The following is a 12,088-nucleotide window of genomic DNA, read 5'->3' as shown; positions in this document are numbered from 1 at the left end:
CGCGGGTGAAACTCACGATGTCGTCCATGCCGTCACCGTCGTAATCACCCAGATACGGGAATTCACCGGCCGGGGAGAACCACTCGTGCCACAGCTCCCCCGCACCGAACTCCCCGCCGGCGGACCGGGCCACATACACATCACCCCGGTCGCCCTGGGTGAACGTCACGATGTCGTCCCGCCCGTCACCGTCCACGTCCCCGACCCGCGGCTGCTCACCGCCGACCGCGAAATGCCCGTGCCACACCCGCGACGCCCCGAACCCGTCGCCGTTCGACAGGGCCACATACACATCCGCCTCGGCACCCTGCGTGAACGTGATCAGATCATCCATCCCGTCACCGTCCACATCACCCAGCGCCGGAAACTCCCCCGCAGGGCCGAAGAAGTCGTGCCAGACCTCCGCGGCACCGAAACGGCCGTCACCGGTGTTCAGCGCCACCCACACATCCGCCTCGTCGTCATGCGTGAACGACACGATGTCGTCGAAACCGTCACCGTTCACATCACCCACGGCCGGCACCTCACCGCGCAACGAGAAGAACTCGTGCCAGACCTCCGCCGCCCCGAACCGCTCACCGTCCGACAACGCCACCCACACCTTCGGCGACGCCTCACGGGTGAACGTCACGATGTCGTCCACACCGTCACCGTTGAAATCACCGCTCAACGGCGTCTCACCACCCGGCGCGAAACGCTCCTGCCACACCCGCGAATCCCCGAACCCGCCCTCGCCCGCGGACGCCACATACACATCGGCCTCCGCGTTCTGAGTGAACGTCACGATGTCGTCCCTGCCGTCACCCGTGAAATCCGTCGGCGAACCGGCGATCAGCGGATCGGGCGGGCCGCAGTTCCCGCTGGCGTGGCGGGCCGCGGTGCCGCTGTAGCGGAGGGCCACGCCGTCGAGGACGATCGGCTGGTTGGCACCGTCGGCCTCCTGCTCGTAGTGCAGATGGGCGCCCTGGGAATTGCCGGTGTTGCCGACCTTGCCGAGTTCCTGCCCGGCGCGGACGTACTGGCCCTTGGTGACGGTGATGCGGTCGAGGTGCGCGACCAGGGAGGTCCAGCCGCCGCCGTGGTCGACCCGGACGTAGTTGCCGTAACCGGAGGTGTTGGGGACGGGCACGGCGTCCACGACGGTGCCGGCGGCCGTGGCCAGGGCCGGGGTGCCGAGGTCGGCCGAACCGGCGATGTTGAAGTCCAGCGCGTTGTGGACCTCGCCGGCATGGTGGTAGTAATCCCGGCTCTCGCCGCACGGCCAGGGTGCGCGGAAATCGGGGCGGGCCCCGGCTGCGGAGGCCTCCCCGGCGGGCAGCAGGACGCTGCCCGCGGTGAGGACGGCGCCGAGTAAGGCGGTGAGGGCCGCGGGTCCCGGTCTTCGCACGGCGGGCTGTTCCCTTCGCTCGCTTCTCTTGCGCATTTCTTTCGCTGCCCTTTCTCTTCCGCTGCCTGTTCCCGTCTCTTCCGCTGCCTGTTCCCGCTCGCCGGCTGCGTTCCGTGGTCCGGGGCGGCCGGGCCTCGGCCGGTCAGACGGAGGTCTCGCCCGGGAGACCGAAGAAGTCGTTCCACCGCTCGGGCCGGCCGAAGGCGGACCCGGTCGAGAGCGCGACGTGGACGTCCGCCTCGGCGGTGTGGCCGAAGACGACCACGTCGTCCTTCGTGTCGCCGTCGAAGTCGCCGACGTACGGATAGGCACCCGCGCCCGAAATCCCGTCGTGCCAGACGACGGGGGCGGCGAACGTGTCGCCGAGGGACAGCGCGACCCGCACCTCCGCTGCCGGGTCCGCGGTGAAGCTGGCGAGGTCGTCCTTGCCGTCGCCGTCGAAGTCGCCGGTCCGCGGCAGCTCGGCGCCCGGGGAGAAGCCGGTCAGCACCTTGCGGGCGGGGCCGAAGGAGTCGCCGTCGGACAGGGCGACGTACACGGCGTTCTCGCTGTCCTTGCTGAAGGTGACGATGTCGTCCAGTTCGTCACCGTTCACGTCGGCGACGGCCGGGAACTCGCCGCCGGGCGCGAAGTGCTCGTGCCACTTCGCGCCGGGTCCGAAGGTGCCTCCCGTGGACAGCGCGACGTAGACGTCCGCCTCGTCGTTGTGCGTGAAGGTGACGACGTCGTCCGTGCCGTCGCCGTCGAAGTCCCCGACGGCCGGTACCTCGCCGTGCCGGGCGAAGTCGTCGTGCCACTTCTCTCCGGTGCCGAACACCTCGCCGTCGGACTCCGCTACGTACACGTCCGCCGCGGCGCCGTGGGTGAACGTGACGGCGTCGTCCTTGCCGTCGCCGGTGAAGTCGCCGGTCAGCGGGGTTTCCCCGGCCGGTGTGAAGTGGTCGTTCCACTTGCCCCCGGCGGTGAAGGCCGTGCCGGTGGAGGTGGCCGCGTAGACGTCGGCGGCGGCGTTCCGGGTGAAGGTGACGATGTCGTCCATGCCGTCGCCGGTCACGTCGGTGGGCGAACCGCCGAGCATGACGCCGCCCGCGTCGCCGTAGTAGACCTCCAGTTCGGCGAGGGAGGTGAACGTCTTGGTGCCACCGGGGGCGCCGATGACGCGCACGCCGTCAGCGCCGACCGGATCGAAGGTGAAGGTGTACGTCCGGTTCTCGCCCGCGGTGTTGTCGTACGGGTACTCGGGCGCGGTGCGCTGCCCGGAGACGTCGGCCCACTGGTGGTCGCGCCGCACCTGCACCCGCAGATCACCGGAGAACCAGCCACCGTCCTCGAAGATCTTGCCGGTCGTGTAGACCACCTTGTTGACCATGTACTCGCGCGGCCAGGTGTAGCCCCACCAGCTCGCCGGCTTCCGCTCGTCGTTCCAGTCGTCCTCGCTCTGCGCCTTGTTCCCGTCGTTGTAGTGACCGGAGTTGCCGAAGTGCGTGGTCCGCTCGACCGGCACCGTCCCGGGTTCGCGGGCCAGGTTGCGGGCCGGGTCCGCGCCGTTCTCCGGGGTGGTGTCCCGGTGCGGCTCCACGTTCAGCTCGCGCAGCGAGAACGTGTACGCCCAGTGGTCGCCGTGCGGGTAGCCCCCGCCGCAGGGGCAGACGTTGGACTGGAGCCACATCGACTTGCCGTCGGCGCTGATGTACTTCGACGGGATGGTGGTCGCGTAGCCGCCGTGCTTGCTGTGCGTCCAGGGATAGCCGCCGAAGTCCTTGGACTCGAACCGCTTCCACGGGCCCCACGGGTCGGGCGCCTCGTAGAACTCGTAGGTGTACTCGGTCCACGACGTGTAGATGTAGCGGTCCAGCGGCTTGTTGTAGACGACGCCGCCCTGGCCCAGGACGGTGGTGTTCTCGACCCGGCCCGCGGTGAAGACGTCCTGGTAGATGTGGCGGTCGTCGTGGAGGACGGCCTTTCTGCGGCTGATGTCGGAGGACCAGGTCGGGTCGCCGGAGGCGTCGAGGCCGCTCGCGTACTGCCAGGCGTTCTTGTCCATCACCGAGTCCTTGTGGACCCGGGCGAGGAACAGGTCGACGGGGTCGGGCACCCGGTCGTTGAAGGAGTCCCGCCAGTTGTGGTCGAGGCCGTACGCGTAGACGTAGTCGTCGGGCGCGTTGGCGTAGTCCTTGCCGTAGTCGAGGAACATCACCGTGGTGAAGACCCCGCCGCCGAACATCGGACCGCCCCGGTCCCAGGTCCAGGTGCGGCCCTTGTCGGTGGACTTGGCGATGGTCGCGGCGGGCGCGTCGTTGAAGTCGAACGCCAGGTCCTGCACGGCGAGATAGAGATCGCCGTCCACACAGGCCATCCCGGTGGGCTTGCGGCTGTGGTCGGCCGTCCAGACCTGGCTGACGTCCGTGGCGGTGTTGGTGCCGGAGAGGTTGCCGGGCATGCCGGAGATCCGGGCCACGCCGATGTCGCTGAACGTGTCGCCGAAGCCGATTCCGTCGCCGTACGCGGCGTAGACGTTGTCGTCGTCCGACCAGCAGTTCGGCCAGAGATCGCCGTGGTCCTTGTTGTCACCGACCGCGGGGGCGCCGACCGAGGCCGCCGAGGGCACCTCGACGGTGGAGAAGAAGCTGCCGACGGGCGGGGAACCGGCGGCGGAGGCGGAGGCCTTCGGAGCACTGGCGGAGGCCGCTCCGTCCGCCCGGACCGCGCTCCGCGCCGCGCCGGTGCTCTGCTGCGCGTGGGTGCTCTGCTGCGCGTGGGTGCTCTGCTGCGCGTCGGTGCTCGCGGTCGTGTCCGTGCCCGTGCCCTGCGGTGCGGCGGCGCTCTGCGGCGCGGCCGTCATCGCTGTGCAGGCGGCCAGCACGGCGCCGGCGAGGGCACGGCCGATGGTTCGTCGGTGGTGCGTGGATCGGGCGGATCTGTGCATGGCTTGCTCCTGAGACCAGGTCAGTCCGGGGCGCTCGAAATCGATTTCAGGCGGACCGTATAAGCAGGCCGATGGGGCGTCAACAGCCTTGGCATCGTCGGCGGCTGGGCGGAATCACTGCTTCAGTGGCATCGATCCTGGCCAGAGGTCAGTATCGGCCCAGAGATTCCAAGGCGATGCGGGAAGAAATCGTTTCCCTGCACGGCCCGCGCGCCGCGCGTCGGCGGGCGTATCCCGGACGAGTGGCCACGAGCACGAGCACGAACCGGGGGACGGCGGCGGGGCGGCCCGGCGGCGGCGCGACCGGGCCCGGACCCGCGGCCCCCGGGCCGCGGGTCCGGGCCGTCAGAGCTGCCGCAGGTGGTCGCGCAGCCGGCGGGCGACCTGGGCCATGAGGGCATCGGCCCCGGGCTGGCTGCCGGCCGGGACGAGCGACTCGGTGAGCACGGCGACGGCGAACGCCTGGCCGTCGGCGTGCTCGACGACCCCGATCTCGTGGCGGAGGTTGAGCAGGGTGCCGGTCTTGGAGGACCAGGTCGTGGCGTCGGAGCTGAAGTCCGGGGCGAGCCGGTGCCGCAGCACGTTGTCGGCCATCAGACCGCGTACCCGCCGGGCCACGTCGGGATGGATCTCGGAGGGCGTCCACAGGGCCTGGAGCAGCTCGACGTAGGCGCGGGCGCTCCCGGTGTTGGCACGGGTGGTGTCCAGTTGCGGCACCCGGTGACCGCGCCCGCTGGTGCCCGCGTCGATGGCGAGGGCATGGGCGAGATGGACCTCGGCGGCGTCGAGGCGTTCCACGGGGGTGTCGGTCAGCTCCAGCATGCCGTGCCGGACGGTGATGCCGCGCAGGCCCAGTTCGTGCAGGACCGCGGCGACCCGGGCGGGCGGGGTCAGGTCGAACAGCGCGTCGGCCGCGGTCCCGTCGCTCACGCTGGTGCTCAGATAGAGCAGGTCGTCGACGGCGACCCGGGCCGGGTGGCGGAACCGGCTGAGGCCGGTGGGCCCGGGTGTGGTGATCCGCCCCGGCGGTACGTCGAGCCGGGTCGCGCCGTCGAGTTCGCCCCGCCGGATGCGTTCCGCGGTGGCCAGCGCGAGCGGAACCTTGACCAGGGACGCGGCGGGCAGCTGGGTGTCCGGGTCGATGCCCAGTTCCTCGCCGGTGTGCAGGTCCCGCACCAGCAGACAGCCGCGCAGGCCGCCGTCGTGCAGTTGCCGGCGCGTCTCGCGGAGCAGTGCCTCGGTGGTGGTCACGCCGCCGGTCCTCCGTCGCCGCCCGCCGGGGTGTCCGCGCCGAGGCAGCGCGCCACGGCGTCGCCCAGCCGTGCTTCGACGTGCTGCGGGTTGCCGTCCCCGGCGGCGGCGAGGGCGAAGCCGCGACTGAGGGCGATTTCGCCGAGGGGCCGCCAGTGCAGTCCGAGTTCGGCGGCCTGGGCGGGCGAGCACAGCAGCAGATCGCCGGTGACGCGGGCCTCCGCGGGAGGGGCCGCCGGACCGGGGGCACCGGCACGGACCTCGGCCGGGGCGGTCGTCAGGTCGGGGGCATCGGCGAGAACCTCGGCCGCGGCGGTCGTCAGGTCGGGGGCGACGGCCAGTTGCGCGGGCCGCAGGCCGACCGCGTCGCGCAGCCGCGTCAGCGGGTCACGAATGTGCGGTACGTCGTCCTCCGGCTGGAGCCAGATGCGGCGGGCCGGTCCGGAGCAGGCGCGCCCGACCCGCAGTGTCTCGGCGTAGACCCGCCGCACACCCGGGTCGCGGGCGCCGGCCAGCCCGAGCCGTACCGACCACGTCGCCTCCGCGGCGGGCACCGCGAGCACCGCCGCGCGCACCTGCTGGGCGTGGACCAGCTCCAGCCGCCGCGCCGGCGCCGCGACCCGGAGGTCCAGCCGGACGCCCTGGCTCCGCGCGTCGGCAACCAGCCGGGCGAGCCCGGCCGTCGTGCAGATCCCGGGCACCGCGAGCCGCCACGGCTTCTGTTTGACGGCCTCGGCCTCGTCCAGCAGCACGTCCGCGGCCTGCACGAGCTGCCGGGCCGCGGGCAGCATGTCCCGGCCGAAGGGGGTGAGGACGGCCCTCCGGGACGTGCGCTCGAACAGTTGCTCCCCGAAACGCTGTTCCAGGGCTGCGACGCGCCGGCTGGCCACCGGCTGGGACACCCGGGCCGAGGCCGCTCCGACGGTGAAACTGCCGTACTCGCCGACGCCCACGAACGCACGGCACGCTTCCACGAGATCCACGGCACGGACTCTATGACAGTTCCGCATGGAACGGCGCGTGAGCGTATTGGACCGCATAGCCGGGCGGCGGCGAGGGTGGTCCCGCACCCATGACCACACGTCGGGGACGGCGCCGCAGCGCTCCGTCCCCTGCCGCGCCCGTGCCCGGGCGCCCTTCGGAGGTACGGACCATGCAGCACAGCTTTGCCCGGCGCGCCGTTCTCGGCGCGCTCGCCACCGTCGTCCTCGTCCCCCTCGCGGCCTGCGGCCAGGAGGACGCCCCGGACCCGGCGGAACCCACGAGCACCGGGCAGCAGCAGACCGGTCGGGGCGACCCGGGCGACGGCTCGGGCGGCGCGGGCGGCGCGGCGGCGAAGCCGTACGCCCGGGAACTGAAGGACCTGGAGCGGAAGTTCGACGCGCGGCTCGGTGTCTACGCGATCGACACCGGCACCGGCCGCGAGGTCGTCCACAACGACGGCGAGCGGTTCCCGTACGCCTCCACCTTCAAGGCGCTGGCCGCGGGCGCCGTCCTGCACAAGCACACCCCGGACGGCATGGAGAAGGTGATCGAATACTCCGAGGACGAACTCGTCCACCACGCGCCCGTGACCGAGAAGCACGTCGGGAGCGGGATGACCCTGCGCGAACTGTGCGACGCCGCCGTCCGCTTCAGCGACAACACCGCCGCCAACCTGCTGCTGAAGGAACTGGGCGGCCCCGACAAGCTGGAAGCCGTGCTGGAGAGGGAAGCGGGCGACGACGTCACGCGGATGGACCGGTACGAGCCGGAGCTGAGCCGCTGGTCGCCGGGCTCCACCCTGGACACGAGCACGCCCCGGGCGATGGCCCGTAACCTGCGCGCGTTCGTCCTCGGCGACGTCCTCGGCAAGGACGACCGCGACCAGCTCACCACATGGCTGCGCACCAACACCACCGGGGACGAACTCATCCGCGCCGGGATGCCGGAGGGCTGGGTCGTCGGGGACAAGACCGGGAGCGGCAGCGGCTACGGCGCCCGCAACGACATCGCCGTGGTGTGGCCGCCGGACTCCGACCCGATCGTGATGGCGGTCATGTCGAACCGCGCCGAGAAGGACGACGCGTACGACAACAAGCTGATCGCGGAAGCGGCATCGGTGGTCGCCGACTCGCTGTCGTAGGAGCGGTGGACAGGGACGGAAACGGGGACGGGGACGGGGGGATGGAAACGGGGGACGGGGGACGGGGGACGGGGGGATGGAAACGGGGACGGGACGGGGGACGGCGGCAGGCACGGAAGGGGGCGTACGGGCGTACGGGCGTACGGGGACGGGCCCGGGGAGGGGGACGGGAGCGGAGGAGGGGACGGGAGCGGGGGCGGGGAGGAGCGGGGGCGGGGCAGCCGGGGGACCGGTGGGCGACTCGCTCGCCTGGTTGCGTGGCGGACCGGTCACTTCGCCGTAGCTTCGGCGGTACGGCGACGACCGCTGCCGGCCCGCATCCCGTGCTGTGATGACCGCCCCGCCACCGCCCGCCGGCCGGGTATCCGGGCCGCCGCCGGAGTTCCGCCGGTCCGCGGGGTCCGGAGTCCCGCCGCCCGACCGCCCGTCCGCCCGTCCGGCCTTCCGACCGCCGACCGCCGACCCCAGGAGTGCCCATGGCCGCCCCCGCCCCCGAGCCCGCTCACCCCGGCGCCGCCCACCCGCACCACCGGCACCACCCGCACCACTCGCACCACCCGCACACCCCGCATCGCCCGAGCCGACCGAGCCGCCCGAGCCGCCCCCGCCGGATGCCGCGCACCGCCGTCCTCACGTCCCTGGCCACCGCCGCCACGCTGCTCGCGCCCGGTGCCGCTCCGGCGAACGCCGCCCCGGAACCGGGTCGCGACGCCGTACGGGAGCAGCTCGCCGGCTGGGCGCACGAGCGGGTCGCACCGGGCGTGGACCTGTACCGGGGCACGGTCCGCGGTCGCGCCGGTGCCGATCACTGGACGCTCACGGTCCGCTCCGGTGGCGCACAGCTGCTGCCGGAGGACACGGCACGGCAGTTGGCCGGCCGGCTGCGGGAGGCGGGCTTCGAACCGCGCACCGAGCGCGTCGAGTGGCCGGCCGGCTCCGACCGCGACGGCCTCCTCGGGCTCCGGGTCCGGGTCGGTGTCCACGGCGGGCAGAACCAGGCCGAGGTGCGGCGCAAGAAGCTCACCGCCGCGGGCTTCGACGCGCTCACCGAGTGGACGGGCGGGGACGGCACCCCGGACACCGGCCTCGCCCGGCTCACGGTCGCGGTCGTCGACCCGGAGCACTACGACGGCGAACTCGACGCCTCGTACGGCGAAGCGGTCGCCGGGCGCGAGAAGGTCACCGACATGGCGCGGAGCGAGAGGGCGTTGCTCGGGCTGAACGCCGGGTTCTTCGTGATGGAGCCGGAGGACGGCGTCCCGGGTGCCGCCGCGGGCATCGCCGCGTACGACGGCGAACTGCAGAGCGCGGCGACGAACGGCCGGATCGCCGCGGTGCTGCGCGGTGACGGCCTGCGCCCGGAGCTGCGGCATCTGAGCACCCGGTCGACGGTGCACGCGGGCTCCGGCCCGGCGGCCGCCTCCGAGACCGTCGACGGGATCAACCGGGTCCCCGGGCTGATCCGCAACTGCGGCGGGGTCGGCGCCGACCGGCCGACCGAGGCCCCGCGCCACGACGTGACGTGCACCGACCCGAACGAGATCGTCCGCTTCACCGGCGAACTCGGCACCGGCACCCCGCCCGGCCCGGGCACCGAGGCCGTGCTGGACGCGGAGGGCCGGGTGACGGCCGTCCGGCCGCGCGGCGGCCCGGTGCCGGAGGACGGCAGTGTGCTGGCGGGCATCGGCACCGGCGGGGACTGGCTGCGCAGTCACGCCGTACCGGGGAGCGTGCTCCGCGTGGAGGACCGGATCACGGACGCGCGGGGCCGCCGGGTGGAGCTGGGCCCGCGGGACGACATCGTGAACGGCGGCCCGCAGCTCGTCCGCGACGGCAGGGTCGCCGTCGACTACGGGACCGACGGCACCGCCCACCCCGGCAATCCGACCGCCGCGTACACCTGGGGCATCAAGCGGAACCCGCGCACCTTCCTCGGCACCGACGCCCGCGGCCGGATCCTCCTCGTCACCTCGGCCGGCCGCCAGCCCGGGTACAGCGACGGGCTCGGGCTGAACGAGGGCGCCGAGCTGATGAGGCGCCTCGGCGCGGTGAACGCGATGAACCTGGACGGCGGCGGCTCGACGGCCATGGCCGTGCACGGCCGGCTGGTCACCATGCCGTCGGACGCGGCGGGCGAACGGCCGGTGGGCGACGGGCTGTTCCTGAAGAACACCGGCTGACGCCCCCGGAGGCCCGCCAGCAGCCCGAGCGCGGCCGGCGGCGGAGCCCCGGGGCTCACGGGAAGGACGCGATCCCGGGCCCGCCCGGGCGGCCGCGTCCCCGGTCCGCGCGCTCCGGCGCCCGGCCCGCGCCGGCCGGATCAGCCCGCCGGCGCCGACGCCTCCGTCTGCGTCTCGCGGGCCACCGGCCGGCACAGCACCGGGTTCTGCAACTCGGCGCAGGGCCGGTGGCCGTGCGAGCGGATGACGTCCTTGCCCACCTCGTTCGTCAGATAGCGCAGGAAGCTGGCGGCGAGGGAGCCGGCCTCGGGCTCGCCGTACGTATGGGCGTACTCGGTCTCCCAGAACGGATAGGCGCCGTAGTCCGCGCCCTCCAGCCCCGCCCGGCGGCCGTCGATGCTCAGCAGCAGCAGGTCACGGCGGCCGGACGCCTCCCCGAGCCCGCTGTAGCCGAGCGCACCCGGAGTTCCGGCGACGGCGTCCAGCACCTCACCGGTGGAGTTGCGCTCGCACCGCAGCGGGCCCTGTTCCGCCGCGCCCGCGGCCCGCTCCCGGCAGTTGTCGGAGGAGTACGGGGGTTCCTGTCTGCCGTCGAGGACGTGCCGCTGGAAGGTCTTCCGGCTGCCCGAGGTGGAGAAGCGGCCGACGAGCCGTACGGGCATGTCGTTGCCGCCCAGTTCCTCCCAGTTGGTGACCCGGCCCGCGTAGACGTCACGTATCTGCCGCAGCGACAGGTCCTGGACGCCCGCCTCCTTGTTGACGACCATGGTGAACAGCGAGAACGCGAGCGGCCGCGGCAGCAGTTGCGGATAGCCGTCGCCCTTGGCACCGTCCGTGAACGCCAGCATCCCGGCGGCCTTCTTGTCCCGCCCCGCCGCGTCCAGCGTCCGCAGCCCCTGCCCGCTGCCCTCGGTGGCGAACCGGAAGTCGGACCCGGGGCAGGTCTTCCGGTACGAGGCCGCCGCGTCCACCAGTACGTCCCGGAAGGCCGTGGACCCGGTGAGGGTGAGCCGGCCGGTGGCGCAGTCCAGCGGGGCCGGGGTCTCGTCGTCGGCGAGGGACACCGCGAGCTGCCCCAGGACCACCAGCACCAGGAACACGATCAGCGCGATGACCTGCCGCGAGGCTCCGGTGCGGCTCTCGGTCTCCTGTACGCCGCCGTTCCCGACCCCGCCCTTGATGCCGCCGACGATCTCGGGCTCGGGGAACGCCTCCCCGTTGTCGCCGGGCACCCCGTCCTCCTCGGTGCGTTCGAGGGCGGCCAGCACCTTGTAGTGCGCGGCCCGGTTGAGCGGCACCTTGGGCAGCTCGATCACGCCGTCCCGCACGCTCAGGCCGGAGTCCTCGTTGAAGCAGGGCCGCAGGAAGCTGTCGCTCAGCTCCGTCACCACCAGACCGGCGACCCGGCGGCCCGGGAACCGCACCCGGATGCCGACCTTGTCGTCGGGGAGGACGGCGTAGTCGTCGGTGTCGATGTGCGTGGCGCCGTTGTTCTCGATCCGCAGCAGCACGAACGAGGGGTCGACCAGCCGCGTACCGTCGCCGTCCTGCAACTGCTGCAACGCGCCCGCGTAGCGCGAGTGGACGGCTTCGGTGGCCGTGGTGTCCATCTGCACCCGGTAGCCGAGCCGTTTCCGGCCGACGACGATGAACTCGTACAGGGCGGCCGCGATCGGCACCACCACACCGAGCACCGCAAGAACGATTTCCCACCGCAAGAAGTCCACGCCGCCTCCGCCCCCGCAGGAGAACAAGAATCAGGGCGGCAAACATACGAGCGCGGAGCGCGGCCGGCGCGGCCGGTCGTTCACCTTTCGACCACTGTTCACCGGCTGTTGCCCGTCAGGGCCGGTAGATCATCTCGATCAGAAAGGCGCTGATCAGAACCCACGCGCCGATCCCGATGAGCCACATGGCGCGGAGGAGGGCCCCGGCCGCGATCAGGGTCGCGGCGGTCACCGTCAGCAGATGGACCGAGCGCCGGACGCCCAGGTCTCCCCTGGGTGTCCTCACGCGTCCGGTCCCCGGCGACGCGGCGGGCACGGCGGGCGCAGCGAACGCTGCGGGCACGGCGGGCACGGCACGGTGCGGCACCGGTCGCCGCCGGCTGAGGGGCTCCCGTGAGGCATGTCACCGACTGTAGGGCGCCGGGCGCTCCGGGGCCGCGGTCCGTGCGCCGGACGCGCGTTAGACGCGCGTATGGAATGACGGTAGTCGCC

The 12,088-nt window shown here is 72.9% G+C and carries 8 protein-coding genes; 2 read left to right on the top strand and 6 right to left on the bottom strand.

Annotation, left to right across the window (positions count from 1 at the left end; translation table 11 throughout):
- The 4 genes from GCU69_RS31650 to GCU69_RS31635 form a co-directional block, all read right to left on the bottom strand.
- Window positions 1-1,387, bottom strand: a 1,387-nt coding sequence (locus GCU69_RS31650) for a peptidoglycan DD-metalloendopeptidase family protein (protein WP_170315991.1), incomplete at its 3' end; no start/stop codon positions are given.
- Window positions 1,388-1,529: 142 nt separating this feature from the next.
- Window positions 1,530-4,313, bottom strand: a complete 2,784-nt coding sequence (locus GCU69_RS32920) for an FG-GAP-like repeat-containing protein (protein ID WP_170315990.1) — start codon at window positions 4,311-4,313, stop codon at window positions 1,530-1,532.
- A gap of 345 nt (window positions 4,314-4,658) precedes the next feature.
- Window positions 4,659-5,564 carry a serine hydrolase gene (locus GCU69_RS31640; protein WP_098755319.1) on the bottom strand — a complete coding sequence of 302 codons (906 nt, stop codon included), beginning with the start codon at window positions 5,562-5,564 and terminating at the stop codon, window positions 4,659-4,661.
- Window positions 5,561-6,547: a LysR family transcriptional regulator gene (locus tag GCU69_RS31635; protein WP_235978831.1), complete on the bottom strand. Its 987-nt coding sequence runs from the start codon at window positions 6,545-6,547 to the stop codon at window positions 5,561-5,563. The genes GCU69_RS31640 and GCU69_RS31635 overlap by 4 nt, the downstream gene beginning before the upstream one ends.
- A 170-nt stretch (window positions 6,548-6,717) precedes the next feature.
- On the opposite strand from GCU69_RS31635, the gene bla reads away from it, so the two are divergent.
- Window positions 6,718-7,689 (top strand): class A beta-lactamase, encoded by a 972-nt coding sequence (gene bla / locus GCU69_RS31630; RefSeq protein WP_098755321.1) that lies wholly within the window; start codon window positions 6,718-6,720, stop codon window positions 7,687-7,689.
- A 476-nt stretch (window positions 7,690-8,165) separates the two neighbouring features.
- Window positions 8,166-9,869, top strand: a complete 1,704-nt coding sequence (locus tag GCU69_RS31625) for a phosphodiester glycosidase family protein (RefSeq protein WP_218038011.1) — start codon at window positions 8,166-8,168, stop codon at window positions 9,867-9,869.
- A gap of 140 nt (window positions 9,870-10,009) precedes the next feature.
- Here the strand turns inward: GCU69_RS31625 and GCU69_RS31620 are convergent, their stop codons facing one another.
- Entirely contained in the window at window positions 10,010-11,596 is a 1,587-nt protein-coding gene (locus GCU69_RS31620; protein WP_156207909.1) for a substrate-binding domain-containing protein, read from the bottom strand.
- A 115-nt stretch (window positions 11,597-11,711) separates the two neighbouring features.
- A complete protein-coding gene (locus GCU69_RS31615) occupies window positions 11,712-11,882 on the bottom strand; it encodes a hypothetical protein (RefSeq protein ID WP_156207908.1) in 171 nt (56 codons plus the stop codon).
- Between the last annotated feature and the right edge of the window lie 206 nt (window positions 11,883-12,088).

The sequence above is a fragment of the Streptomyces lycii genome (assembly GCF_009735685.1).
GTDB lineage: Bacteria > Actinomycetota > Actinomycetes > Streptomycetales > Streptomycetaceae > Streptomyces > Streptomyces lycii.
The sequence above is the reverse complement of the archived record's forward strand: the minus strand, read 5'-3'. Positions and strand labels throughout refer to the sequence as shown.

Excerpts from the sequence above, each read along its gene's own strand:
- GCU69_RS32920 (WP_170315990.1), bottom strand. The coding sequence starts at position 4,313 with ATGCACAGATCCGCCCGATCCACGCACCACCGACGAACCATCGGCCGT.
- bla (WP_098755321.1), top strand. The coding sequence starts at position 6,718 with ATGCAGCACAGCTTTGCCCGGCGCGCCGTTCTCGGCGCGCTCGCCACC.
- GCU69_RS31625 (WP_218038011.1), top strand. The coding sequence starts at position 8,166 with ATGGCCGCCCCCGCCCCCGAGCCCGCTCACCCCGGCGCCGCCCACCCG.